26 protein-coding genes are annotated in these 23,489 nt (G+C 65.3%); 11 read left to right on the top strand and 15 right to left on the bottom strand.

From position 1 onward, the window contains the following. Nucleotides 1-25: 25 nt before the first annotated feature. Entirely contained in the window at nucleotides 26-604 is a 579-nt protein-coding gene (locus FDW83_RS01255; protein WP_138136098.1) for a heme-copper oxidase subunit III, read from the bottom strand. A 208-nt stretch (nucleotides 605-812) separates the two neighbouring features. On the opposite strand from FDW83_RS01255, the gene trpD reads away from it, so the two are divergent. Beyond that, complete coding sequence (trpD, locus tag FDW83_RS01260) at nucleotides 813-1,868, top strand: anthranilate phosphoribosyltransferase (protein WP_138135801.1); 1,056 nt, start codon at nucleotides 813-815, stop codon at nucleotides 1,866-1,868. Nucleotides 1,869-1,873: 5 nt separating this feature from the next. Here trpD and FDW83_RS01265 read toward each other — a convergent pair whose 3' ends face one another. Beyond that, entirely contained in the window at nucleotides 1,874-2,155 is a 282-nt protein-coding gene (locus tag FDW83_RS01265) for an Lrp/AsnC family transcriptional regulator (protein WP_138135802.1), read from the bottom strand. Between the two features lie 112 nt (nucleotides 2,156-2,267). Then, nucleotides 2,268-2,669: a DUF3054 domain-containing protein gene (locus tag FDW83_RS01270; protein ID WP_138135803.1), complete on the bottom strand. Its 402-nt coding sequence runs from the start codon at nucleotides 2,667-2,669 to the stop codon at nucleotides 2,268-2,270. Between the two features lie 70 nt (nucleotides 2,670-2,739). Here FDW83_RS01270 and FDW83_RS01275 point away from each other — a divergent pair, with 70 nt between their 5' ends. Next, nucleotides 2,740-3,213 (top strand): VOC family protein, encoded by a 474-nt coding sequence (locus FDW83_RS01275; protein WP_138135804.1) that lies wholly within the window; start codon nucleotides 2,740-2,742, stop codon nucleotides 3,211-3,213. A gap of 13 nt (nucleotides 3,214-3,226) precedes the next feature. Here FDW83_RS01275 and FDW83_RS01280 read toward each other — a convergent pair whose 3' ends face one another. Continuing rightward, nucleotides 3,227-3,523, bottom strand: a complete 297-nt coding sequence (locus tag FDW83_RS01280; RefSeq protein WP_138135805.1) for a hypothetical protein — start codon at nucleotides 3,521-3,523, stop codon at nucleotides 3,227-3,229. A gap of 264 nt (nucleotides 3,524-3,787) precedes the next feature. Between FDW83_RS01280 and FDW83_RS19035 the strand changes: the two genes are divergently transcribed. The 4 genes from FDW83_RS19035 to FDW83_RS01295 all read left to right on the top strand — a co-directional run bounded on the left by FDW83_RS19035 (nucleotide 3,788) and on the right by FDW83_RS01295 (nucleotide 7,184). Continuing rightward, on the top strand, nucleotides 3,788-3,937 hold the full coding sequence (locus tag FDW83_RS19035; protein ID WP_171027404.1) for a hypothetical protein: 150 nt from the start codon (nucleotides 3,788-3,790) through the stop codon (nucleotides 3,935-3,937). Between the two features lie 186 nt (nucleotides 3,938-4,123). Continuing rightward, the gene (locus FDW83_RS01285; RefSeq protein WP_138135806.1) at nucleotides 4,124-5,338 is read left to right on the top strand and encodes a type III polyketide synthase; all 1,215 of its coding nucleotides are present in this window, start codon (nucleotides 4,124-4,126) and stop codon (nucleotides 5,336-5,338) included. A 5-nt stretch (nucleotides 5,339-5,343) separates the two neighbouring features. Continuing rightward, nucleotides 5,344-6,033 carry a class I SAM-dependent methyltransferase gene (locus tag FDW83_RS01290; protein WP_255469928.1) on the top strand — a complete coding sequence of 230 codons (690 nt, stop codon included), beginning with the start codon at nucleotides 5,344-5,346 and terminating at the stop codon, nucleotides 6,031-6,033. A 2-nt stretch (nucleotides 6,034-6,035) separates the two neighbouring features. After that, complete coding sequence (locus tag FDW83_RS01295; RefSeq protein WP_138135807.1) at nucleotides 6,036-7,184, top strand: NAD(P)/FAD-dependent oxidoreductase; 1,149 nt, start codon at nucleotides 6,036-6,038, stop codon at nucleotides 7,182-7,184. A gap of 26 nt (nucleotides 7,185-7,210) precedes the next feature. On the opposite strand, the gene FDW83_RS01300 is transcribed toward FDW83_RS01295, so the two are convergent. Next, the gene (locus FDW83_RS01300) at nucleotides 7,211-7,621 is read right to left on the bottom strand and encodes a nuclear transport factor 2 family protein (RefSeq protein WP_138135808.1); all 411 of its coding nucleotides are present in this window, start codon (nucleotides 7,619-7,621) and stop codon (nucleotides 7,211-7,213) included. A gap of 53 nt (nucleotides 7,622-7,674) precedes the next feature. Between FDW83_RS01300 and FDW83_RS01305 the strand changes: the two genes are divergently transcribed. The 5 genes from FDW83_RS01305 (at nucleotide 7,675) to FDW83_RS01325 (ending at nucleotide 11,471) form a co-directional block, all read left to right on the top strand. Further along, nucleotides 7,675-8,355, top strand: coding sequence for a peptide deformylase (locus FDW83_RS01305; protein WP_138135809.1), 681 nt, complete (start codon nucleotides 7,675-7,677; stop codon nucleotides 8,353-8,355). A gap of 69 nt (nucleotides 8,356-8,424) precedes the next feature. After that, on the top strand, nucleotides 8,425-9,309 hold the full coding sequence (locus tag FDW83_RS01310; protein WP_138135810.1) for a putative RNA methyltransferase: 885 nt from the start codon (nucleotides 8,425-8,427) through the stop codon (nucleotides 9,307-9,309). 124 nt (nucleotides 9,310-9,433) lie between these two features. Beyond that, on the top strand, nucleotides 9,434-9,898 hold the full coding sequence (locus FDW83_RS01315) for an NfeD family protein (protein WP_138135811.1): 465 nt from the start codon (nucleotides 9,434-9,436) through the stop codon (nucleotides 9,896-9,898). A 33-nt stretch (nucleotides 9,899-9,931) separates the two neighbouring features. After that, a complete protein-coding gene (locus FDW83_RS01320) occupies nucleotides 9,932-10,879 on the top strand; it encodes an SPFH domain-containing protein (protein ID WP_138135812.1) in 948 nt (315 codons plus the stop codon). 244 nt (nucleotides 10,880-11,123) lie between these two features. Beyond that, complete coding sequence (locus tag FDW83_RS01325) at nucleotides 11,124-11,471, top strand: RNA polymerase-binding protein RbpA (RefSeq protein WP_138135813.1); 348 nt, start codon at nucleotides 11,124-11,126, stop codon at nucleotides 11,469-11,471. A gap of 75 nt (nucleotides 11,472-11,546) precedes the next feature. On the opposite strand, the gene FDW83_RS01330 is transcribed toward FDW83_RS01325, so the two are convergent. The 10 genes from FDW83_RS01330 to pafA all read right to left on the bottom strand — a co-directional run bounded on the left by FDW83_RS01330 (nucleotide 11,547) and on the right by pafA (nucleotide 23,489). Then, nucleotides 11,547-12,287, bottom strand: a complete 741-nt coding sequence (locus FDW83_RS01330) for a polyprenol monophosphomannose synthase (RefSeq protein ID WP_138135814.1) — start codon at nucleotides 12,285-12,287, stop codon at nucleotides 11,547-11,549. Between the two features lie 92 nt (nucleotides 12,288-12,379). Continuing rightward, nucleotides 12,380-14,035 (bottom strand): amidohydrolase, encoded by a 1,656-nt coding sequence (locus FDW83_RS01335; protein WP_138135815.1) that lies wholly within the window; start codon nucleotides 14,033-14,035, stop codon nucleotides 12,380-12,382. Between the two features lie 48 nt (nucleotides 14,036-14,083). Then, nucleotides 14,084-16,987: an RNA helicase gene (locus FDW83_RS01340; protein WP_138135816.1), complete on the bottom strand. Its 2,904-nt coding sequence runs from the start codon at nucleotides 16,985-16,987 to the stop codon at nucleotides 14,084-14,086. A gap of 19 nt (nucleotides 16,988-17,006) precedes the next feature. Beyond that, nucleotides 17,007-17,801: a twin-arginine translocase subunit TatC gene (tatC, locus tag FDW83_RS01345; protein WP_138136100.1), complete on the bottom strand. Its 795-nt coding sequence runs from the start codon at nucleotides 17,799-17,801 to the stop codon at nucleotides 17,007-17,009. 48 nt (nucleotides 17,802-17,849) lie between these two features. Next, on the bottom strand, nucleotides 17,850-18,122 hold the full coding sequence (tatA, locus tag FDW83_RS01350; RefSeq protein ID WP_009358592.1) for a Sec-independent protein translocase subunit TatA: 273 nt from the start codon (nucleotides 18,120-18,122) through the stop codon (nucleotides 17,850-17,852). 32 nt (nucleotides 18,123-18,154) lie between these two features. Next, the gene (locus FDW83_RS01355) at nucleotides 18,155-18,502 is read right to left on the bottom strand and encodes a hypothetical protein (protein WP_138135817.1); all 348 of its coding nucleotides are present in this window, start codon (nucleotides 18,500-18,502) and stop codon (nucleotides 18,155-18,157) included. Between the two features lie 10 nt (nucleotides 18,503-18,512). Further along, nucleotides 18,513-20,495, bottom strand: coding sequence for a YafY family protein (locus tag FDW83_RS01360; protein WP_171027405.1), 1,983 nt, complete (start codon nucleotides 20,493-20,495; stop codon nucleotides 18,513-18,515). Nucleotides 20,496-20,628: 133 nt separating this feature from the next. Further along, on the bottom strand, nucleotides 20,629-21,024 hold the full coding sequence (locus FDW83_RS01365; protein WP_138135818.1) for an FKBP-type peptidyl-prolyl cis-trans isomerase: 396 nt from the start codon (nucleotides 21,022-21,024) through the stop codon (nucleotides 20,629-20,631). 64 nt (nucleotides 21,025-21,088) lie between these two features. After that, on the bottom strand, nucleotides 21,089-22,012 hold the full coding sequence (locus tag FDW83_RS01370; protein WP_138135819.1) for an FKBP-type peptidyl-prolyl cis-trans isomerase: 924 nt from the start codon (nucleotides 22,010-22,012) through the stop codon (nucleotides 21,089-21,091). Nucleotides 22,013-22,124: 112 nt separating this feature from the next. Beyond that, nucleotides 22,125-23,489 (bottom strand): Pup--protein ligase, encoded by a 1,365-nt coding sequence (gene pafA / locus FDW83_RS01375; RefSeq protein WP_138135820.1) that lies wholly within the window; start codon nucleotides 23,487-23,489, stop codon nucleotides 22,125-22,127.

The raw sequence follows: 23,489 nt of genomic DNA on the forward strand, positions 1-23,489 counted from the left end.
CTTGTAGAAAAAGATTCAAAGCTGGCTACTTCAGCACGTAGATGACCAGGAAGAGGCCGATCCACACGACATCCACGAAGTGCCAGTAGTAGGAGGTGACAATCGCAGACGTTGCTTCAAAGTGGCCGAACTTCTTAGCGGCAAACGCGCGGCCGATGATGAGCAGGAAGGCGATGAGCCCGCCGATCACGTGGAGGCCGTGGAAACCGGTGGTCATGTAGAAGGCTGAGCCGTAAGCGTTGGAGGACAGCGAGACGTGTTCGGAAACAAGCATGGCGTACTCGGTGGACTGGCCGCCGACGAAGATCGCGCCCATGACGAACGTCAGGATGAACCATTCGTTCATTCCCCAGCGGGAGAACTGGAAAACGCCACCGGTCCGCCGCGGCTGGAGCCGCTCAGCGGCGAAGACGCCCATCTGGCAGGTGAAGGAGCTGGCCACGAGGATGATCGTGTTTACGAGCGCAAAGGGGAAGTTGAGCTTGGCCGTCTCGTCCGCCCACATCTGCGCGCTGGTAGAGCGCAGGGTGAAGTACATGGCGAAGAGGCCGGCGAAGAACATCAACTCGCTGGACAGCCAGACGACGGTTCCGACGGAAACCATATTCGGGCGGTTCAGCGTGGGGTGCGCCGGGGTACTGGGGGCATGGGTCGCAGATGTCACATAGACATTATGTCTGCAAAAGTCCGTGCTGCCCAACGCAAACCGCCTTTTCGGGGCACTTTTTCTACAAAGACACGAAATTGCCGGAAAAAGTTCCCGCGCCCGTTCACATTGGTCACTCCACGGTTTCCCTCGATAGCATCAGGAGGTGACTTCACAGGCTTCTGCAGCGTCCGTCAACACCTGGCCACGGCTGATCTCGGCACTGATCGGCGGCAGGGACCTCACCGCGGACAACACCTCCTGGGCGATGGACACCATCATGTCCGGAGAGGCAACGCCGGCCCAGATCGCGGGGTTCCTCGTGGCCCTCAGCGCCAAGGGCGAGACCGTTGAGGAGCTTTCCGGGCTTGTGGAGGCCATGCTTGCCCATGCCAACCCCGTGGAAATCTCCGGCGAAAAGCTGGACATTGTCGGAACCGGCGGGGACCAGCTGAACACTGTAAACATCTCCACGATGGCGGCCCTCGTCGCTGCCGGAGCGGGCGCCAAAGTGGTCAAGCACGGCAACCGGGCCGCGTCGTCGTCGTCGGGATCTGCGGACGTGCTGGAAGCGCTGGGCGTCCGCCTGGACCTGTCCATCGCCCAGGTGGCGCGCAATGCCGAAGTGGCAGGAATCACCTTCTGCTTTGCCCAGGTTTTCCATCCGTCGTTCCGCCATACCGCTGTCCCCAGGCGGGAGCTTGCAATCCCCACCGCCTTCAACTTCCTGGGGCCGCTGACCAACCCGGCGCAGGTGCAGGCGTCCGCCGTAGGGGTTGCCAATGCCAGGATGGCCCCGCTTGTGGCGGGCGTGCTCGCGCAGCGGGGGAGCCGGGGCCTGGTGTTCAGGGGCAACGATGGCCTCGACGAACTCACGACGACGGGTCCGTCCACTGTCTGGGAGATCCGCAGCGGACAGGTGGCCGAGCTCTCGTTCTCACCGCAGGAGCTGGGGATCAGCCTGGCCGCTGTGGACCAGCTGCGGGGAGGCGACGCGCAGGCCAACGCAGCCGTGGTGCGGGAAGTGCTGGCAGGAAAGGAAGGACCCATCCGGGACGCCGTGCTGCTCAATGCGGCCGCGGGCCTTGTGGCCTTCGACCGTGCCGCCGACGGGCCACTCCTGGACCGGATGCGAAGTGCTTACGCCCGTGCGGCCGAATCAATCGACTCCGGGGCTGCCGCCGCTGTCCTGGATAAGTGGGTTTCGCTGACGGTGCAGTAGTGCCGCTACTGTTCGAAACCGAGCGAGAATGCCGCGTCCAGGTCGTGTTGGGAGTAGGCGCGGAAGGCGATATGGGTTGTGGTGTGAACCACCGCGGGCACCTTGGAGAGCCGGTCTGCGATGACTTCGGCCAGATCCTCGTGCCGGTGCACCCGGGCCACTGCGATCAGGTCCCATTCTCCTGTGACTGAATACACTTCGCTGATTCCGTCGAGCGCCGAAATCTCCTCCGCGGTCTCGGGAATGCGGGCAGCGTCGGTCTTGATCAGAACGAATGCGGTGATCACGATAAACCCTTCCGGATCAGTTGGGCAGTGCCGGTGCCCGGCGCCCTTTTCAGTGCTGCCAGCCTATTACATCATCGGCTGGCGGCACGGGCCGGTCCGCCCCATTGCAGGGTCATGCGCTTTTCCGGCGGTGGTATGCGGAGATGACCAGGCGGTAGCCCAGCAGCAGGACGCCCAGGCTGATCAGGGCCACGATTACGAAGGGCAATACCACGGTTTGGTTGGTGATGGCTCTCAGCAGCATGCCGACAACCAGGCTGCCAAGCCATACTCCGATGCCCGCTTTTCGCACTGACAGCGGGTGCCGCCATGCGCATGTGATCAGCCAGCCGGCTGCTGCCCCCGCCAGGAACGGCCATGCCGTGAGCAGCACCCCCGCGACGACGTCTCCGCGCTGATGAGCGTCGCGGCCGATGGCAGCGAACACGAGGATCAGGACTGCGTCTGTCATCACTGCGCCTGCCACGGTGACTGGTGAGGCAGTCCCCGTGGGCTTTGCATTCAGAACATTCATGGATTCGAGCCTAGCGGCCTGTTCCCGGCAGGGGCGAGCCGCATTAGGCTCGAGCCGGAAGGGAGCAGGAATGCCACGTCGTATTGGAACGTGCCTGTGGTTCGAGAACCAGGCGGAGGAAGCAGCCAACTACTACACGGGCATCTTCGAGGATGCCAGGATCCTCAATGTCTCGCGTTTCGGGCAAGGAGGTCCGGGGACGCCGGGGGAGGCAATTGCGGTCGAATTCGAACTGGAGGGCCGTGCCTTCACCGCACTGAACGGGGCGCGCTCGTCAGGCTTCACGGAGGCGGTGTCCTTCGTGGTGGACTGCGAGGACCAGGCTGCCGTGGACCGCTACTGGGACGCTTTGTCCGACGGCGGCACCGAGAGTATGTGCGGTTGGCTGCGGGACAGGTTCGGGGTGTCGTGGCAGGTGGTCCCATCGGTCCTGCCGTCGCTGATCGCCGGCCTGGACCCGGAGGGCTCGCAACGTGCGATGCAGGCCATGCTGGCAATGCGGAAGCTGGACATCGCTGAACTGCAGAAGGCTTATGACGGCTGAGCGGGTGCTGGTTTCAGAATTCCCGCAAGTCAGCGCTGCGCAGTTTGCGCACCAGCCAGCTGGCTTCCCACCATGCCTGGTACCCGCCGTCGCTTGGGCCTGCAACCAGGACGTGGGTCACGGTGTAGGCGATGGCATACCCGGTTGCGCCGCGAACCCTGACCGGAACCGGGCGGAGCATGACCACGGGTGTGCCGGGAGCCTGCCGTAGGGCCTCATCCGTCGTGATTTTCTGGATTCCAGGAACCAGGAGTTGGGGCAACTGTGGAAACACGGCCTGCTTGTTGTCGCGATCGGGGGAGAGGGGCATGGAAACCTCCCGGAAATGGAAGTGTGCACCGCTGCCCAACTGCTCAAGCAAGCTGGCGAAGAACGCGCTGGATGGGAATTCTTCCTGCCCGCGACAGCAGGACCTATGCAAGGACTCTAGGACGCCGGCGTTCCGGCTGCATCAGTGGGTGGTACCTGATTCGCTCCGGGTTGCTACCTGTCTTCTGATTGTTGTGGGGCATTTCCGGCAGTCTATGAAGTAGTCTGCGGTTATTTCCGTAGCAGGCAGAAGTCTGGGGGTTCCGTGAACAAGCCACTGTGGATTTGCTGCCTGTTGGGAGCCGCAGCCGGCATCACCCTTGGGCTGGCAGTTTTCGACAGCCCCTTCATCGGTTTTGCTGTGGGACTGGGCATCGGCGCCATAGTGGGAGCGGGGATCGGCACCAGGCGGTAGTGGGACGCCGGCGACGGGGAGCGGCAAATCCCTTTACTTGACATAATGTAGATTATCGGCGTTTAAGAAGGGCTGGCAGGAGCCTGGACGTATCCTCGTCCTCGGCAGGCCGTCGCGTCAGGGTAGTTCCGCAGGTCAACCGCGCGTGCCATTGTCTTAAGGTGGCGCCTCGTTAAGAATGAGTCAATGACGGTCTACGTGCGTTCACTCGAAACTGCAGTTCCGAAAACTATGTTGATCCAGTCGGAGGCGCGCGACGTGTTCGCCGCCCAGCCGGGTCTGAACAGGCTGGGATCACGGCTGGTGAGCACCTGCTTCGACTCGGCCGCCATTGACACGAGATTCACCGCCATCGATGAACTCACCAACGACTTCCGCGCGGACGACCCCCAGTTCTACGATTCAGACTCAGGGCTCCTCCTTGACCCGAGCACCAAAGTCCGGAACGACATCTTTGCCCGCGAGGCCACCAAACTTTTTGTGGAAGCTGCACGAGCGGCCCTGGAAGGCTGCCCGGAACTCGATTTACTTGACATAACTCATCTGGTGACGGTTTCGTGCACTGGATTCTTCAACCCGGGGCCCGACTACAAGATCGTGCGGGAGCTCGGCCTGAGTCCGGCAGTCCAGCGCTATCACCTGGGCTTCATGGGCTGCTATGCGGCTTTCCCTGCCCTGCGTGCCGCCAAGCTTTTCTGCGAAGCCGACCCCGACGCCGTCGTCCTGGTGGTGTGCGCCGAACTGTGCTCACTGCACGTCCGGACTTCCAATGACCCTGACACCATCATGGGCTCTGCCCTTTTCGCGGACGGGGCCGCTGCCGCCGTCGTCACTGCCCGCCCGGACGCGGCAGACAAGGCGCTCCTCCAGCTGGACCACTTTGAAACTGTCCTTACCCCGGTGGGCGAGGACTCCATGGCCTGGAATATCGGTGACAACGGCTTCGAAATGGTGCTCGGTAACTACGTGCCGCACATCATCGACGACCACATCTCAGGCGCCCTGCAGCCCCTTCTGGCCCGCGAACCGGAACTGGCAGCACTCCCCTACACCGATATCCAGCACTGGGGCATCCACCCCGGCGGGCGGAGTATCCTCGACAAGATCCAGTCCCGGCTGGGCCTCACGGACCGCCAACTGGTACCTGCCCGCGAAGTACTGCGGAACTACGGCAACATGAGCAGTGCCACCGTCCTCTTCGTCCTCAAGCACATCCTTGAGCAGGAGATGGAACCCGGGGAATCCACAGGCGGGGCCGGGAGCGGGCGTATCTGCTCCATGGCCTTCGGGCCGGGACTGACGGTGGAGACCGCCCTCCTGACCAAGCTGCGGCAGGCACCGGGAGGCGGAAAGGCGGACCACCTGCTGCAGCCCGTGGCAGTCGAAGCGCCGGTGGCCTGACGGACGTGGGGTTTCTCCTGCGGGAGCGTGCCAGCACGGCAGTGGAGCTGATGGACCTGCCGGACTGCGATCCGCACCGCCTCAACAACACCTACCGCCAGTTCGCCGTGATCAACAGGACGCTCAGCGGCTGGCGGAGGCTTTACGTCCGGGAGTTGCGACCGCTGCTGGCAGAGGGGCCAGCGTCGCTCCTGGACATCGGTTCGGGCGGCGGCGATGTGGCGGTGATGCTTGCCCGGTGGGCGCTCCGTGACGGGTTCACCCTGTATATCACGGGCATCGACCCGGATCCGCGTGCCGCGTCCTTCGCGCAGAAGCGGCCTCCGGTGCACGGCGTGCAGTTCCGCGCAGCGCACAGCGCGGACCTGGTGGACGAGGGCCGGTCCTACGACGTGGTGATCTCCAACCACGTCCTTCACCACCTGGCCGAGGACGAGGTCCAGCAGTTGCTGGAGCACTCGGAAGCGCTGGCCGGACGGAAAGCCCTGCACAACGACCTCCGCCGCAGCCCTGCGGCTTTCGCCCTGTTCAGCGTGGCCGCACTGCCCTTCCGGGACTCGTTCATCCGTACAGACGGACTGACATCCATCCGGCGGAGCTACACCCCGGAGGAACTTCGGGCCATCGCTCCTGCGGGCTGGTCAGTGGAACGCAGCACAGGCTTCCACCAGGTCCTCAGCTTTCGGCGGAACTGACCATGACTGTTGACGTGGTGATCGTCGGCGGCGGCCCTGTGGGCCTCTACCTGGCCGCCGCGCTGCTTCAGCAGGGGATATCGGTCCGCGTGCTGGAGCGGCGGAAGTTCCCGAACCAGCATTCGCGTGCCATCGGCATCCATCCCCCGGCGCTGTCGGCGCTGGACGCCGTCCAGGTGGCGCCGTCCCTGGTGCGCGAGGGGGTGCAGATCCGCACGGGAATGGCCATGAGCGGCGGCAAAACGGTGGGCGTCATGCCATTCGACGGCGTCTCTGACGCTTTCCCGTTTGTGCTTGCCCTCCCCCAGTCGCGGACCGAGCAACTCCTGGAGGAACGGGTTCGCTGCCTCGACAGCGAGGCCCTGGTGCGGTGCGTGGAGGCCACGGGTGTGACGGACGACGGCGGCCGCGTGACCGTGGCGGTCAACGCGCAGCCGGGTGCACCGGCCGAGCAGCGGACAATTACGGCGTCCCTGGTGGTGGCCGCAGACGGTGCAAGATCGCGGATCAGGGATGCCCTGGCGGTACCGGTGCGGAGGAGAACCTACCCGGACCACTACCTCATGGGCGATTTTGCCGACTCCCGCCTCCACGGGGACATGGCGGTTCTGTTCCTCGAACGGGACGGCATTGTTGAATCATTCCCGCTTCCGGACGGAAAGCGCCGCTGGGTGGTCCGCCTCGCAGCGCCGGCGGGTGAGGCAGGGGCAGGGGAACTGGCGCGGATGGTGGAGCACCGCACCGGCATCCTGCCTGATGCCGCCACGAACACCATGGTCAGCGCCTTCAGCGTCCGGTCCACGCTGGCGTGCCGCGCAGTGGTGGGGCGGACGGTCCTGGTCGGGGACGCCGCCCACGAAATCAGCCCCATCGGCGGGCAGGGCATGAATCTTGGCTGGCTGGATGCGCAGGCACTGGTTCCCCTGCTCCGCGACGCCCTGGCCGGCAGGCCGCTGGACCATGAGTTCCGGCAGTTTGAAGGGGAACGGCGCCGCGCAGCCACCCTGGCCAGGCGGCAGTCGGAAATCAACATGCTGCTCGGGCGCCCCCTGCCGGCACCCTTGCTCCGCCTCCGCAACGCCGGCATCGGAGCCGCAGCTGCAACACCGGCCGTGAACCGGTGGGTGGCCCGCCGGTTCACCATGCAATAACGACGGCGGCAGCCCGCACGCCTGCTTCAGCGGTAGTAGCAGTCGTAGCTGTCCTGGCTTACGATCCTGCCGTCTCGTACTTCGAAAACCGAGGATGTCCTTGCCCGGATCGTTTCCCCCGCGTCCCAGTACCGGAGATCCATCAGGACCGTCGCCGACCAGTCAGCTTCCACTGCTACCCGGCTGCCTTCACAGGTGGTGCGCCGGACGCTGAACTTCTGGCCGGCCACAACCTCTGAACTTTGGTCCGCGCCCGCCAGGACCTCGGCCAGCGTTCGGGTGGCCCCCTCCGGCGCCAGCAGGTGGGGAGCCTCCGTCAGGATGAACGAGTCGGCAAGGTACGGGCTGATGGCGTCCGCTCCCCCACCGGCTTCCAGTGCACGCAGGAACGCAAGAACGAGGTCCTGCGGGGCACGGGGTGTGGGGATGGCAGCCATAAGTATGACCATAGCCGGTCCCGGCTGCATGCCGCGGGGACTAGGCTTTCGTCATGACCCGAACCGTGCCCGGAACCACCAGGAATGCAGAGCAGATCCGTGACTCGGTCGAGCGGATCCTGTCAGCAGGAACACTGCCCCCGATCGTACAGGCCGGCCACCCAGTCCTGCGGCAGCGGGCTGCCGCATACGAGGGCCAACTAACAGCCGGCCAGCTGGGCCGGCTGATAGAGGTCATGCGCCAGGTCATGCATGAGGCGCCTGGGGTAGGACTGGCGGCGCCCCAGTTGGGCATTCCCCTCCAGCTTGCGGTTGTCGAGGACCAGTATGACGTCGATCCGGAAGCCGCCGCCCTCCGCAACAGGAGTCCGCTGGAGTTCATGGCGATCGTGAATCCGCGGTACCGTCCGCAAGGACCGGGGCTGGCCTCCTTTTACGAGGGGTGCCTGTCCGTGAACGGGCTTCAGGCCGTGGTGGCCCGGCCGGAGACGGTGCTGCTGGAGTTCGAGACGCCCGACGGCGCAGCCGTGCAGCGGGAGTTCACCGGCTGGCAGGCGCGGATCATGCAGCATGAAACGGACCACCTGAACGGCATTCTCTACCTGGACCGTGCCCAGCTTCGCTCGTTGAGCACCAACAGCGAGTACGCCGCGCATTGGGCCGAGGCCGGAATCGGCAGGGCGCAGGAGGGCCTTGGGTTCGACGACGGCCCGGCAGGCATCAGCATCGGCTGACGTCCCCGCTTACCCCAGCAAGCATCCGGGCTGCGGGCGGGGGTGGCGGCCGGCCCCTAAGATAGTGCAGTGCCCGCTGCAACCGACCTTCCCCTGCTGTGCCCGGTGTGCTCCGATCCGTTGGGCTTTACAAACCCAACCGAGGCCGGTCCGGCCCGCCTTGCCTGTCCGTCCAGGCACAGCTTCGACGCCGCGCGGCAGGGTTACTTCAACCTGCTGGTAGGTAGGGGCACACCTTTCGAGGCGGACTCCGCCGCCATGGTGGAATCCCGCTTCAATTTCCTGGCTGCAGGCCATTACCGGCCGTTGGCAGATGCCCTGGCTGCCGCCGTCGTGCCCTGCCTTTCCCCGCAGGAGCCGGCGGTGCTGGACTCCGGCACCGGAACCGGGCAGTACCTTCGGGTCCTGCTGGACACTGCGGCCGCAAGGGGCTGCAAGCCCGCCGCAGTAGGGCTCGACATCTCGAAGTTCGCGTTGCGGCGCGCTGCCCGGCTGAACCCGGACGCTGTCACGCTGGTGTGGGACGTCTGGCGCCGGTTGCCCCTCGCGGATAATGCTGTGGATGCCGTCACGGTTGTGTTCGCGCCCCGCAATGCCGCCGAATTCTCACGCGTCCTTCGGCCCGGCGGACGCCTGATGGTGGTGACACCACGCAAAGGCCACCTCGCCGGCCTGGCAGCCGTTGCGGGAATGCTTGCCATCGAGGAAGGGAAGGACCACCGGCTCGCGGAAGCCATGGCCGGCCATTTCGACCTGGACGAAAGCATCAACATCGACATCCCGCTGGCCCTGACCCGGGCGGAAGCAGCGGACCTTGCCTTTATGGGTCCGGCCGGCCACCATCTGGACCGCGCTGCCATCTACGGGAATCTCCAGGAGCAGCTGGAACCCATCCGGGCCGAAGCCCTGTTCCGCCTGCACATCTTCCGCCCCAAAGGTTCCGGGGCCGCATAACGACTTGGCCACTATCCCGCCGGCTGCGGGAAGCGCCGCCCACAGCACTGACCCCCCGGACTAGGATGGAAGGACAGTTACCGGCGGGTTCGCGGACGCGTGCCCCGGTGGCGAAGGGGGAACAGTGTTCGAATGGTTGGGGGAAAACTGGTGGGCCCTGTGGCTCACGGCTTTCCTGGCGTTTGCAGTGATCGAGATGATCACCCTTGACCTGTTTTTCATCATGCTCGGCGGTGGCGCCCTCGCCGCACTCGCAGCCGACTTCGCCGGTGCCGACGGCTGGCTGCAGATCGTCGTTTTCTGCATCGTATCCCTGCTGATGATCGCCTTCGTCCGGCCGGTGGCGCTGTCCCACCTGAAAAAGGGTCCGGCCGGGCAGCGCACCAACGTGGACCGGCTGATCGGTGAACCGGCCGTGGTTATGGAAGCAGTCAGCCCGGATGGGGGCCTGGTGAAGATCGGCGGCGACATCTGGAGCGCACGTTCGGCCGGCGGGGTCCTTCCTGCCGGGCAAAAAGTGGTAGTGGCAGCCATTGAGGGTGCCACCGCCGTGGTTTCGCCACCGCCGGCTGTAACTGGGCAGTCCTGATACAGCCTCAACAATTGGGGGAAAAGGAGTTCCATGGAAAACGCAGGAGGAGCGGCCATGGCCATCGTGCTGGTGGTCCTGATCGTCTTCGTGATCATCGTCCTTGTCCGGTCGGTCCGGATCATTCCGCAGGCCCGGGCGGGCGTTGTGGAGCGGCTCGGGAAATACCAGCGCACGCTGAATCCGGGACTGACGATCCTCATCCCCTTCGTGGACCGGCTCCTGCCGCTCCTGGATCTCCGCGAGCAGGTGGTTTCGTTCCCGCCGCAGCCGGTCATCACCGAGGACAACCTGGTGGTTTCGATCGACACCGTTGTCTACTTCCAGGTCACAGATCCCCGTGCCGCCACCTACGAGATCGCCAACTACATCCAGGCCGTGGAACAACTCACCACCACCACACTCCGCAATGTGGTGGGCGGCTTGAACCTTGAAGAGGCCCTGACCTCTCGTGACCAAATCAACGGACAGCTCCGCGGGGTCCTGGACGAAGCCACGGGGCGCTGGGGCATCAGGGTTTCGCGCGTCGAACTCAAGGCCATCGATCCTCCGCACTCCATCCAGGATTCGATGGAAAAGCAGATGCGCGCTGAACGCGACCGGCGCGCGGCCATCCTCACGGCCGAGGGCACCAAGCAGTCGGCCATCCTCACTGCAGAGGGCCAGCGGCAGGCATCCATCCTTGCCGCGGAAGGCGACGCCAAAGCGGCGATCCTCCGTGCCGACGGTGAGGCGCAGGCCATCCAGAAGGTCTTCGATGCCATTCACCGGGGAAACCCGGACCAGAAGCTGCTGGCCTACCAGTACCTGCAAACCCTGCCGAAGTTGGCCGAGGGCAGCTCGAACAAGCTGTGGATCATTCCGAGTGAAGTCGGCGAGGCGCTGAAGGGAATTGGCAACGCGCTGGGCGGCACCAACCCGGATCCGGCTGCGGCGGGCGGTTTGTTCGACGAGGTGGCGGCAAAGCCGGCCGGGCAATAGCGGACGGCGGATCGCCGGCAATGGGGAGCGAGCCGCCCGCGGTGCGCTTCCCCGTTTTGTCCTCCCCGGTATGGCACCCGTATAATTGGGTATTTGTCCGGCATGAGTAATCGGCTGGAACAACACAGCTTCGCAATGCGTTGAATCCTATGATGCAGCACAGTGCACACAGTAGCCCGGGGGTGCTTCATCACCACCGGCTGGCGCGGGGTCCTGCCCCGCGAACCGATAAGAGGGAGAAATCATGAGCGATCGCAGCCTGCGGGGTATGCGCCTTGGCGCGCAGAGCATGGAGACCGAGTCCGGAGTCGAGCCGGCTCCCCGCCAGCGCGTCGAATACCGTTGCGAGGACGGTGAACAGGTCTTCGTCACCTTCTCCTCCGAGGCCGAAATTCCCCCGGTATGGGTTTCCAAGACCGGCAAGGAAGCGCTCCTGGTGGACGGCGAACGCCCCGACACCAGCAGCGACAAGGCCGTCCGTACCCACTGGGACATGCTGCTCGAACGCCGTTCGCTGCCCGAGCTTGAGCAGATCCTCGAGGACCGCCTCAACATCCTTCGCGAACGCCGCGGTGAGCGCCGTTCGGCCTGACGCCGGCTACAACTAAGGGGCCGTTCCTGCACCTGGTGCAGGAACGGCCCCTTAGTTGTTGTTGGGAAGTCCCCCTTAGGGATGGAGAACCTTTTTGCCCGTGAGCTTGTTCCAGCGCGCCTGGAGCCCCCACCTGGTGACGTTGATCATGGCCTCCACCACGATGTTTCCGCTCATCTTCGAAGCTCCCAGTTCGCGTTCCACGAACGTGATGGGGCGTTCTTCGATCCGCAGGCCCATCTGCGCCACGCGCCAGGCGAGGTCCACCTGGAAGCCGTAGCCCACGGAGTCCACCTGGTCCAGGTTGAGCTTTTCGAGGGTGGTCCGGCGGAAGGCGCGGTAGCCGCCCGTGACGTCCTTGATCTTCAAGCCCAGCATGAGGCGGGCGTAGGTGCTGCCCACGCGGGAAATCGCCTGGCGGTAGAGGGGCCAGTTCACGACCCGCCCGCCCGGGACCCAGCGGGAGCCCATCGCCAGGTCAGCGCCATGGTCCACGGCTTCCAGGAGTTGGGGCAGCTGTTCCGGCTGGTGCGAGCCGTCCGCGTCCATCTCCACCAGCACGTCGTAGCCGGCTTCCAGGCCCCACTTGAACCCCGCGATGTAGGCAGCGCCGAGGCCTTCCTTGCCCTTCCGGTGCAGGACGTGGACCTGGGAATCCCGGCCGGCGATAGTGTCCGCGAGCTTGCCGGTGCCGTCAGGGCTGTTGTCATCCACCACCAGCACGTCCGACGCCGGGACAGCCGACCGAAGCCGTTCGAGGGTCTTGGGCAACGATTCCAGTTCGTTGTAGGTGGGAATGATCGTAAGGACGCGCACAAAGGGCCTTTCCTGGGAGGACGGTCGTGTGCGCCCGGCCGGTAACCCGCCGGCAGGCGCAGCTTTCCATTATAGGGCGGCGGGCTGCCGGCTCAGGAACGCAGTGCCGGGCTGGTGAACAGTTCGACGCCGGCGCGCACCGTCTGCAGGCACACCGGATCGTTGCCTGTATCCAGGGCAGGCAGCAGCGGGGTGCGTGCCCGCGGGTCGGTGCTCCATGACTGGACGCGCCCGTCGGCCACCTGGACCATCAGCTCCTCCACCTCCCACACGGCGAAACTGGCAGGGGCTCCCGGCACCAGCTGTCCGGCCATCGGATTGGAGTACCGCGCGGCACGCCAACCGGCCCGGGTGTGACCCAGGAACGCAGCACGGGCGGAGATCCGCTCATCCTGGTTATGGTGTTCCAGGCACGCCCGGACGCTGGACCACGGGCGCAGCGGAGTGACCGGGCTGTCGCTGCCAAAGCACACGGGCACACCTGCCGCGAAAAGGGTGGCGAAAGGATTCATGCCCGCGCTGCGCTCCCCCAGCCGCTGCTCGTACAGTCCACCGGATCCGCCCCATTCGGCGTCGAAGGCAGGTTGGGCGCTGACCGTCACGGAGTAGCGGGCAAGCCTTTCAACAGCCGGCCGGTCCAGCATCTCCACGTGCTCGAACCGGTGGCCCGCAGCGCGCACGCGCTGCTCCCCCACCTGCTGCGCGGCGAGATCGAGGGCTGACAACGCCGCGTCGAGGCCGGCGTCTCCGATGATGTGGAAGCCGCCCTGGATGCCGGACAGGGAGCATGCGGCGAGATGCGCAGCGGCCTGCTCCACGCTCAGGTAAAGGGTGCCCCGTTCGTCCGGCGCGTCGGTGTACCCGGAGCGAAGGGCGGCAGTCCGCGAGCCCACCGAACCGTCGATGTTAAGGTCACCGGCGAGGCCGCGCAGGCCGAGGCCGAACTGTTCCACCAGGCTGCGGGCGTGCTCTTCCGAAGTTGCCAGTTCGCCCCAGTACGGGAGGACTTCGGGAACGGGTGCACTGCCGGGTGCTGGATTGTTCCATGCTCCCGCAATGCGGAGGTCCTCCGCCCCGCCGATATGCGGTGCACCCATTTCCGCTACGGCCACGTAGCCGTTTGCCGCTGCTTCAGACAATGCACGCTGCTGGTGCCGGCGCAGGTCCTCCTGCGGCAGCCGGCGGGTCGCCTGCCGCGCCGCCGTATGAGCGGCACGCGTGACGCGCGCACCGCCGTCGAACCCGTCCCGGCTGCTGAGCTCCGCTGTCCGGGCAAGGGACGTTGAAACCAAAGCGGAGTGGACGTCCACCCGGGACAGATAGACTGGCCGGCCAGCCGCTGCACGGTCCAGTTCCTCCGCGCTGGGCAGCGCCTGATCGGCCCAGGTGGTTTCATCCCATCCGTGCCCGAGGACAGGCCCGTCTCCGCCGGCCCTGGCAACGGCATCCAGCAGCTCCCGCGCCGAGCCAACTCCTGCAAGCTGCAGGGATTCCAGGGCGAGGCCGGTCTCGGTCAGGTGGGCATGCGAGTCGACAAATCCGGGTGCCACGAGCGCGCCGCGGAGGTCGATGACGTCCATGGAACTGTCCGCAATGGACGACGCCGCCTGCTCGGATCCCACCCACGCCACGGTATCCCCGTCCACAAGCATGGCGGTGGCAAAAGGATCGGCGGCGGTGTAAACCGAGCCGTTGCGGTAGAGAACAGCTTTGGACCGGGACGGTGCAGCGGGACCGGAATTAGGCATGCGGGAGGGCTCCTGGGGTGGGACGAAGCGGCGCTGGGGCGGGGAAGGCTAAAGGACGGAGGAATAGGCCACGACGCCGCGGCGGATCATGGAGATGGCATCGGCGCAGAGCCTGGCGAGGCGGGGATCAAGGCCAGGAATCTTGGCCAGCTGGTCCAGGAGGTCCACCACCTGCTTGACCCAGCGCACAAAATCGCCTGCAGCGAGGTCCGTACCGCTCAGCACATCCTGGAGGTGGCGCCCGCGAGCCCATTTGTACACAGGCCAGATGAGGCCGAGTTCCGGTTCGCCGGTCAGCGGAAGCTTGTTCTCCTCTTCCACATCCTCCAGGGCAGACCACTCCCGCACCACGATGTCCACGGCTGTTTCCAGCGAGACGCTTGGCATCCGCGGCCGGAGCCCGCGGTCCTCACGCTTGGCCTGGTAGACCAGGGCACTGGCAAGGGCAGCAACCTCGGCGGCGTCCAGGTCGTCGAAAGCGCCAAGCCGCAATGCCTGGGAAATCAGCAGATCCTTCTCGCCGTAGATCCGCCGGAGCCGCTGGCCCGCCGGACTGATGTTGAGCTGGCCTTCCCCGGCATCCTCCAGGTAGCCGTAAGCGGAGAGGACATCACAGACCCGGTCGAAGGTCTTGGCGATGGTGTTGGTGCGGCCCTGGATCTGCCGGACCAGGCCGTCCGTCTCGCGCCGGAGCTTCCACCAGCGCTCCGACCACCGGGCGTGGTCTTCGCGTTCGCTGCATCCGTGGCAGGGATGTGCGCGGAGGGCACGCCGCAGGTCCGCGATGCGCTTTTCCTGGTTGGGCATGGCTGCGGCCCGGCCGAAATCGTTGTTGCGGTTATGGCCGGGGGCAGGGGGCCGGTTTTCCCGCAGCGCGTTCCGGGCCGATGAGGCCAGGTCCCGGCGCGACTTGGGCACCTTTGCGTTGAACGATTTGGGGATCCGGATCCTGGTAACGGGAGAGATAGGTCCCTCGATGTCATCGAAGCCGATCCTGCGGAGCTGGTTGTCGAGCGTCAGGACGGCCGGCCGCGGCTCGCGGCTGCTGTGGTCGGAGCTGAGCACGATGGCGGGGCCCGGCGCCCTGCCGCCCGGAACGTCCACCACATCGCCGGGAAGCAGCCGTGCCAGTGAATCCTCGCTCAGCGACTTCCGTGCCCTCGACTTGGTGCGCGAGGCGGAATGTTCGGCGTCCGACAGCTCCCGCCGCAGGCGCGCGTACTCGGTAAAGTCGCCCAGGTGGCAGGTCATCGATTTGGCGTACCCGGCTAGGGATTCTTCCCTGCTGCGCACCTGCCGGGCCAGGCCAACCACCGACCGGTCCGCCTGGAACTGGGCAAAGGATGACTCAAGGATCTCCCTCGCCCGGGCCCTGCCGAACTGTGCAAGGAGGTTGATGCTCATGTTGTACGTGGGCCGGAAGCTCGAGTTCAACGGGTAGGTGCGGCGGGACGCCAGGCCGGCGACGGCGGTCGGATCCGTCCCCGGCTGCCACAGGACCACTGCGTGGCCTTCGACGTCGATGCCGCGCCGTCCGGCCCGGCCGGTCAGCTGGGTGTATTCGCCAGCGGTGATGTCCACATGGGCTTCACCGTTGAACTTGTCCAGTTTTTCAAGCACCACTGACCGGGCGGGCATGTTGACTCCGAGGGCGAGCGTTTCCGTGGCGAAGACGGCTTTGACCAGGCCGTCAGCGAAAAGCTTTTCCACCACTTCCTTGAACGTGGGCAGCATGCCGGCATGGTGGGCGGCGAAGCCACGGATCAGGCCGTCCCGCCACGTCCAGAAGCCCAGGACGTCCAGGTCGTCGGGCGGGATGTCATGCCCTGCCTCGTCAACCCGCTGCGCGATGATCCGCTGCTCTTTCTCCGTGGTCAGCCACAGCCCGGAACCGACGCACTGGGCCACGGCCGCATCACAGCCGGCCCGGGAGAAGATGAAGGTGATGGCGGGCAGCAGGTCCATCCGGTCAAGGCTGGCGATAACCTGCGGGCGGCTTGCGGGGCGTACTCCCCGTTGGTCGCCTGCCCCGCCCGGCCGGTCGATCCCGCGCCGGCCCCGCTGGCCGCGGCCGCCGGGCCCCGACCTGGCGCGGAAGCCCTGCATGCTTTCGCTTCTCGCGACAGTCAGGAGGTCCGGGTTCACGTCGAAACCCCGGCTCCCGGCGCTGTCCTTCCTGGAGTCCGGCTTTGTATCGCCGGTGTCAACAGGCGGCGCAATCTCGTCGAACGTGGTTTCCCCGGCGAACAGGTCCATGATCTGCCGGCCCACCATCACGTGCTGCCAGAGTGGCACGGGCCGGTGCTCGGAGACGATGATGTCTGTGTCGCCGCGGACGGTGTCCAGCCACGCACCGAACTCCTCGGCGTTGGACACGGTGGCGCTGAGGGAGACTACCTGCACTTCGCTGGGGAGGTGGATAATCACTTCCTCCCACACGGCTCCGCGGAAGCGGTCTGCCAGGTAGTGCACCTCGTCCATCACCACGTAGCCCAGGTCGTCAAGGGTGGCGGAGTCGGCGTAGAGCATGTTGCGGAGTACCTCGGTGGTCATGACCACCACCGGAGCGTCCCCGTTGATGCTGGTGTCGCCGGTCAGGAGCCCCACGTTGCCGGCGCCGTACTTTTCGGCCAGTTCGGTGAACTTCTGGTTGCTCAGCGCTTTGATGGGCGTGGTGTAAAAGGCCTTGAGGCCCCGCCGGAGCGCCAGGTAGATGGCGAACTCGCCCACAATGGTCTTGCCGGCTCCGGTCGGGGCTGCGACCAGCACTCCCCTGCCGTCCTGCAGTGACCGGCAGGCCTGTTTCTGGAAGTCATCCAACTCGAAGTCCAGGGTGCGGATGAACGCGCCCAGGTCCGTCGCGGCCTCGGCCCTGCGCTCTGCACTGGCGCGGTACCGTTCGGCCGGTGAGAGTTCTTCGGAATCAGGAAACGGCCCGGTGTTGGAGGACATACACCAAGCCTAATGGGACTTAGAGGTTCTTCAGCTCACTGCTTGGGGTGGCGATGTCGGCCGCGGCCTCGGTCTCGGCCGCCCTTCTGGCCTCGCGGCGGGCACGGCGCTTGTCATTCATGAGGCAGATACCGATGGCAGCGAAGAACAGCACCAGCAGCGGTCCCGCCAGCATGAACATTGAAATCGCATCCGCGCCGGGAGCGGCGATGGCGGCCAGGACGAAGACCAGGAACACCGTGATGCGCCACGCCTTCAGGATGGTCCGGCCGGAGATGACGCCGGCCATGTTGACGCCCACGAGAACCACGGGGACCAGGAACGCGATGCCCAGGACCAGCACCATCCGCGTCACGAACTCGATGTACGTTCGTGCGTCGATCACGCTGGAAGATCCGTCGGGCGTGAACTGGGTCAGGGCCCGGACCACCTGGGGTACCACGAGCCATCCGGCCCAGATCCCGGCGAGGAACAGCGGGACGGCGGCGGCCATGTAGCCGAGTGTGTACCGGCGCTCCTTGGACGTCAGGCCCGGGGTTATGAACGCCCAGAGCTGGTAGATCCAGATGGGGCTGGAAATGACGGCCCCGATCAAGAGCGACATCTGGAGCTTGAAGTCGAAGGGCGAGGCAATCGTCCCGAAGTTGATAGCCGAAAGTCCCCCGGTCTGCTGGGAAATCCGGTTGACGGGGTCGGCCAGCGCCTTCAGCAGCGGATCGTAAAGTATCCAGCCCCCGACGCCGCCGATGACGACACCAATCGCCGACTTGATCAGCCGGTTCTTGAGTTCCTTGAGGTGGTCCCAGAGGGACATCCGCCCCTCGGGGTTGGCTTTACGGGCCCGCGACAGTGCCACTGGGGGTCAGGCGCGGTTCGACGGCGGAACGTCCGTGCCGTCTGTCGGCTCACCGGGCTTCGCCTTGGGGTGGTTCACGATGGTGCCCTCCACCGGACCGGAAGCGTCGGTGGTATCGGTTTTGCCGTCATTCTTCATCTCCTTGACCTCGGACTTGATGATCCGCATGGACTGTCCGAGGCTGCGTGCCATGGCCGGAAGCTTGGGCGCGGCGAAGAGAAGCAAAGCGACAACGATGATAATGACGATGGGCCAGGGGCCATCAAAGAGTCTTCCCATGGGAAATCCTTTCCTCTAAATACATCCTACTTCTATGTGAAGTCGAGATCCCCGAGCGCCTGTGGCTGGCCCCGGTCCGCCTTGCGCTGGACCCTCCTGCGGCGGCGATCTTCCCGCCGTGCTGATGTGGATGCCTCGTAATCATGTCGCATGTCTGCGGGTGAGGCAAAAACAGCAGAGCCCGCCGCCGGGCCGGCAGCCGCGGCAGTTTCTGCGGGTTCCGGAAGCGGACCCAGCCTGCCCAGTTTCTCGCCGGCTGCGCCCAGGTCCTTGACCGTTGCCATGAACTTCCGGAAAAGACGGATACCCAAAAGGGCATAGAACAACAGGGAGACGGCAACCAGCGCCACCCACAAAAGGATCCAGGACCACCAAGGCATGCTGAGAAGTCTATCCGCCGTAGCTTGCCAGTGATGCGTCCAGCCAGTCCTGCGCCGCTCCGGCCACTTCAGCCGGTGCGATGATGCGGGCGGCGCCCCCGTGCTGGGCAACGAACATCGGCAGCCAGGCGGTGTTGCCGAACCGGACCTCGGCCACCAGACCGCCGTCGGGAAGTTCCGCCGTCCGCTCCGCGTAGTAGTCGTCCGCCAGTCCCCTCCCCTGCCGGGTGAGCTGGAGGATAACCGTAGTGTCGTCGTCGTTCGGTGTGAACAGCTTGACCGGGACCCCTGTCCCCGGAGTGATGTCCACCGACGCCAGCCGGCCGTTCGGACGGACGTCCTCGATCCGGTCAAGGCGGAAATTCCGCAGCCCTTGGACAAGGTGGCAGTAGGCCTCAAAGTACCAGGTATTGTCCAGTGAATAAAGCCGTATTGGATCAACGTCCCGTTCGGTCACCTTGTCCCGTTGCGGAGACAGGTAGGTCAGGTGCAGCTGCTCCCGGCTCTCGATGGCCTGGCGGACGACGGAGTGGGTGGCGGCGTCCGCAGGCCCGATCCGGGGCCCGGCGAGCGATGCCGCGCGCAGCCCTTCCTGCCCTGCCGCTGCCAGCAGTTTGAGGGTTACCGATTCGAGTGTGCCGCCCTCGGCGATGCCTGGCAGTCCGTTGAGGGTTTCCAGGCCTGTCAGCAGGGCGCATGCCTCGTCCACCGTGAACCGCACGGGTCTCTTGAAGTCCAGGTCCTGGGTAATGAAGACATGGTCGTTTTCCCACTGGATGTCCAGGAGGTCGTCCGGGTAGCCCTCGGGCAGGCCTGAGCAGATGAGGATCCGGAGGTCGTCCTCAAGCTCCTTGCGGGTTACCCCGAAGCGGCTGGCGACCTCCTGGATGTGCAGGCCCTGGTTATGCACCAGGAAGGGCACCAGCTGAAGCATCCGCTTGAGCTGGTCCTCCGAAGTCCGGGGCCGGGCCGTCCGCGGGCGGACGGGCGGGAAAGAGTACTCAGGCACCGGCGAGGCGCTGAAGTCCGCTGCCGCACGAAGCCTGCGGCCCACTGCGGCTGCAAGCTCCTCCGGTGCGGCCGCCACGGCGTCGGGCCCGTAGGAAGCCAGTTCCTCGGCCAGGACCTCCGGATCCCGGAACTGGATGGCCAGCCGATCGTAGCCTGGCCGGGCCGCCGCAGGGGCGGCCGGGACACTTTCCAGCGCCCGGCGGCGGAGGGCGAGCAAGCGTCCTTCCCTGACATCGACGACGGCGGTGCGCAGCGGCAGTTCCGGCAGGCGGTCAAGTTCCTTCCGGACGTCGAAGTCCGCAGGAGGTGAGTAACGTTCCCGTTCCAGGATGATGACTGCGCCGGTCAGGCGTGACAACCGGAAGTGCCGGGGCGCCTGCCGGGCCCGGTCAAAGCCCACAAGGTACCACTGCCCGAACCTGCTGCCGAGGCCCCAGGGTTCGACAGTCCGCTGCTCTTCCTTGCCCGTGCTTCCGGCCAGGTACCGGAACGTCACGGGGTGCCCGGCGTGCATGGCGTTGACCAGGTCATCAAATGCCTGCCCTGCGGGCTTGATACGGGGCTGGAGTCCGGCAGGCAGTTCCACCTCGGACATCCGCCCCGACGCCTGGAGCTTGCGAAGGGCGCTCTTGGCGGCTGAGCCGAGGGCGGCACGTTCCCACAGCTGCGAAGCCAGAAGAAGGACGGTCCACTCTTCCGGGTCCAGCTGCACGTCCGGAAGCCGGTTCGATTCCTTGCCGATCCGGTAGCGGGTGGTGGCGGGGTCGTCCTCGCTCCAGCCCCGCTCCGTCAGCGTTTCCACATCGAAGCCGAACTGGCGCAGGTCATTCTTGTCGCGTTCGAACATCCGGCCGAAGGCGACATCGTTGCCTGAGGTATCGTGATAGACCTTGTCCCGCAGTTCGCTGCGGCGGAGGCCGTACCGCGTGTTCAGGAGCGCGATCAGCAGGTTGAGGAGTCGTTCTGTGCGGGATGCGGACACTCTGGTTACGTTACTAAACTCCCGGCGGAACGCAGAAAAGCGCGGCAACATCCGGACTACTGTCCGGATGTTGCCGCGCTTTCGCTGGTGGAACCGGGATGCCGTTACTGCTGCACTGCGGCCGGCACCCGGATCAGCGGATGCCGACCAGGTCCACCACGAAGATCAGGGCCTCGTTCGGCTTGATGGCGCCGCCGGCGCCGCGGGAGCCGTACGCCAGCTCGGAGGGGATCTCCAGCCGGCGGCGGCCGCCCACCTTCATGCCCAGCAGGCCCTGGTCCCAGCCCTGGATGACCTGGCCGACGCCGACGCGGAAGTCCAGGGGTGCCCCGCGGTTCCAGGAGGCGTCGAATTCTTCGCCGGTGGACCAGGCCACGCCGACGTAGTGGGTGGACACGGTGTCGCCGGCCTTGGCTTCCCGGCCGTCGCCCTCAATGAGGTCGGTGATGACCAGTTCGGTGGGGACGTCGCCTTCCGGGAAATCGATCTCGGGCTTCTGGCGGTCGAACTGGCGCTGACCAAATGACATGGCTACTCCTTTGTGTGGGGCTGTGTTGATTACCGCGGAAGCCGCGGTCTGGTTGTAAGTCTTGTTACTTGGCACCGAGGATGTCCACCACGAACACCAAGTCACCCTTGGCTTCGCCCTGGCCGGCGTCGCCGTAAGCCAGGTCCTTGGGGATGACCAGCAGGACGCGGGAGCCTACGGTCTTGCCCGCCAGGCCCTGCGTCCATCCCTTGATGACGCCGGTAAGCGGGAAGCTTGCAGGTTCGCCGCGGTCAAAGCTTGAGTCGAACTTGGTGCCGCCCACCAGGGTGACGCCGACGTAGTTGACGGTAAGGGTGTCGGTTTCCTTGACCACCGCGCCGTTGCCCTTGATGAGGTCCTGGGACACCAGGGCCGTGGGCGCGGCAACGCCTTCCACGTTGATCTCCGGCTTGCCGTCCTTTTCCGTGACGGTGGGAAGTCCGGCAGGCGGGGTGACAGTCTCGCCTTCGGGCTTCTCCAGCGGCGGCGTCACGTCGGTGGCCGACAGCACTTTGATGACCAGGAGTTGCGTGGGCTGGGCTTCGGCTCCGGCGGCTGCAGCCTGTCCGGGTACTGCGAGGGCGAGGCTGGAGCCCACCTTCGCACCAACGAAGGCGTTGTAGATCAGTTCGCTGCCGGTCTTCAGTTCCTCGTTGAGCTCAAGGGGCTCCGGCTCATTCGGGAACGTGTCCTCAAGGGTGGATCCGTCGGTGCCATTAAGGGCGAGAACTGAGATGTTGGCAATCTGGTTGGCCTTCATCCTTTCCCCGGTGCCTTCGGTGATCACCTTGACGGTGGGCTCGGCGACTTCGAGCGGCTTGGTGAATTCAACCCCAGGAGCTTTCTTGTCCCCGTTGTCGGTCAGTTTAAGGGAATCGAACTTGGCAGTCTCCCCGGCGGACTGGCTGGTGGGTTCCGGCTCGGCGGGACCGCCGCACGCGGTAAGCAGCAGCAGACCGGGAAGAAGGATTGCTAGTAGTCGGCGCACGTAAAGAACTTTCGTCGGGGCAGGATGGATGCGACGCTCCGCGGGGCGCGGCAGCAAACGCGGCAGGTCCCGGTAAAAGGGCCTTATTCAGAATAGCCCCTGAAGCTGGGAGTCAGCCCATAGAGTCGAGCAATGCATCCACCCGCTCGTCCACGCTGCGGAAGGGATCCTTGCACAGGATGGTCTGGTGGGCCCTGTCGTTGAGCTTCAGGTGCACCCAGTCCACGGTGTAGTCACGGCCCAGCTCCTGCGCCCGGCGGACAAAGTCGCCGCGGAGCTTGGCGCGTGTGGTCTGCGGCGGAGCGTCGACGGCGTCCTTGATCACGGTGTCGTCGACGATCCGCCGGACGGCGCCGCGGGACTGCAGGAGGTAGAAGAGGCCGCGCGCACGGGAGATGTCGTGGTAGGTAAGGTCCAGCTGCGCGATCCGCGGCGAGTCCAGTCCCAAGCCGTGGCGTTCGCGGTAGTTGTCCATCAGCTTCTTTTTGATGGCCCAGTCGATCTCGGTGTCGATACTCCGTGAATCGCCGGTCTCAATCGCTTTCAGCGTCCGTTCCCACAGGTCAAGGATCAGCGGAACGTGCGGGTTGTGCGCGCCGTGCTCCTGGACGAACGCCGTGACCTTGGTCAGGTACTCCTGCTGGATCTCCAGTGCCGTGAGCTGGCGCCCGTTGGCCAGACGGACCAGAGCCCTGCCGCTGAGGTCGTGTGAGATTTCGCGGATGCTGCGGATGGGGTTTTCCATCCGCATGTCACGCATGATGACCCCGGCCTCGATCATCCGCAGGACCAGGTCCACCGTTCCCACCTTCATCAGGGCGGTGGCCTCGGACATGTTGGAGTCACCCACGATGACATGCAGCCGGCGGTAGAACTCGGCGTCCGCGTGCGGCTCGTCGCGGGTATTGATGATGGGCCGTGAACGGGTGGTGGCCGAGGAAACGCCCTCCCAAATGTGGTCTGCACGCTGGGAGAAGGCGTACGTTGCCCCGTGCGGGGTCTTCAGGATCTTGCCCGCACCGGCGATCAGCTGGCGGGTGACAAGGAACGGGATCAGGATCTCCGCTAACCGGGAAAATTCGCCGCGGCGCGGGATGAGGTAGTTTTCATGGCTGCCGTAGGAGTTCCCGGCGGAGTCCGTGTTGTTCTTGAACAAGTAGACCGTTCCGTTGAAACCTTCGGCAGCCAGGCGGGCCTGCGCCTCGTCCACGAGGTCGTCAAGGATCAGCTCCCCTGCCCGGTCGTGGGCAATCAGCTGTGCGAGGTCGTCACACTCTGCCGTGGCATATTCGGGATGCGAGCCCACGTCCAGGTAAAGCCGGGAGCCGTTGGTCAGGAACACATTGGACGAGCGTCCCCAGCTGACCACCTTGCGGAAGAGGTAGCGTGCCACCTCTTCCGGGGCAAGGGGCCGCGAATCGGGGCTCGAGTACGAGATGCCGAATTCGGTTTCGATACCGAAGATCCGCTTGTCCAT

The organism is Pseudarthrobacter sp. NamE2, assembly GCF_005796205.1.
Lineage (GTDB): Bacteria > Actinomycetota > Actinomycetes > Actinomycetales > Micrococcaceae > Arthrobacter.

Bases quoted from the DNA above. Each gene is read 5' to 3' on its own strand.
- FDW83_RS01255 (WP_138136098.1), bottom strand. From the start codon at position 604: ATGGTTTCCGTCGGAACCGTCGTCTGGCTGTCCAGCGAGTTGATGTTC.
- FDW83_RS01270 (WP_138135803.1), bottom strand. From the start codon at position 2,669: ATGAATGTTCTGAATGCAAAGCCCACGGGGACTGCCTCACCAGTCACC.
- FDW83_RS01275 (WP_138135804.1), top strand. From the start codon at position 2,740: ATGCCACGTCGTATTGGAACGTGCCTGTGGTTCGAGAACCAGGCGGAG.
- FDW83_RS01280 (WP_138135805.1), bottom strand. From the start codon at position 3,523: ATGCCCCTCTCCCCCGATCGCGACAACAAGCAGGCCGTGTTTCCACAG.
- FDW83_RS01285 (WP_138135806.1), top strand. From the start codon at position 4,124: ATGACGGTCTACGTGCGTTCACTCGAAACTGCAGTTCCGAAAACTATG.
- FDW83_RS01295 (WP_138135807.1), top strand. From the start codon at position 6,036: ATGACTGTTGACGTGGTGATCGTCGGCGGCGGCCCTGTGGGCCTCTAC.
- FDW83_RS01300 (WP_138135808.1), bottom strand. From the start codon at position 7,621: ATGGCTGCCATCCCCACACCCCGTGCCCCGCAGGACCTCGTTCTTGCG.
- FDW83_RS01305 (WP_138135809.1), top strand. From the start codon at position 7,675: ATGACCCGAACCGTGCCCGGAACCACCAGGAATGCAGAGCAGATCCGT.
- FDW83_RS01320 (WP_138135812.1), top strand. From the start codon at position 9,932: ATGGAAAACGCAGGAGGAGCGGCCATGGCCATCGTGCTGGTGGTCCTG.
- FDW83_RS01325 (WP_138135813.1), top strand. From the start codon at position 11,124: ATGAGCGATCGCAGCCTGCGGGGTATGCGCCTTGGCGCGCAGAGCATG.
- FDW83_RS01335 (WP_138135815.1), bottom strand. From the start codon at position 14,035: ATGCCTAATTCCGGTCCCGCTGCACCGTCCCGGTCCAAAGCTGTTCTC.
- FDW83_RS01340 (WP_138135816.1), bottom strand. From the start codon at position 16,987: ATGTCCTCCAACACCGGGCCGTTTCCTGATTCCGAAGAACTCTCACCG.
- tatC (WP_138136100.1), bottom strand. From the start codon at position 17,801: ATGTCCCTCTGGGACCACCTCAAGGAACTCAAGAACCGGCTGATCAAG.
- tatA (WP_009358592.1), bottom strand. From the start codon at position 18,122: ATGGGAAGACTCTTTGATGGCCCCTGGCCCATCGTCATTATCATCGTT.
- FDW83_RS01355 (WP_138135817.1), bottom strand. From the start codon at position 18,502: ATGCCTTGGTGGTCCTGGATCCTTTTGTGGGTGGCGCTGGTTGCCGTC.
- FDW83_RS01365 (WP_138135818.1), bottom strand. From the start codon at position 21,024: ATGTCATTTGGTCAGCGCCAGTTCGACCGCCAGAAGCCCGAGATCGAT.
- pafA (WP_138135820.1), bottom strand. From the start codon at position 23,489: ATGGACAAGCGGATCTTCGGTATCGAAACCGAATTCGGCATCTCGTAC.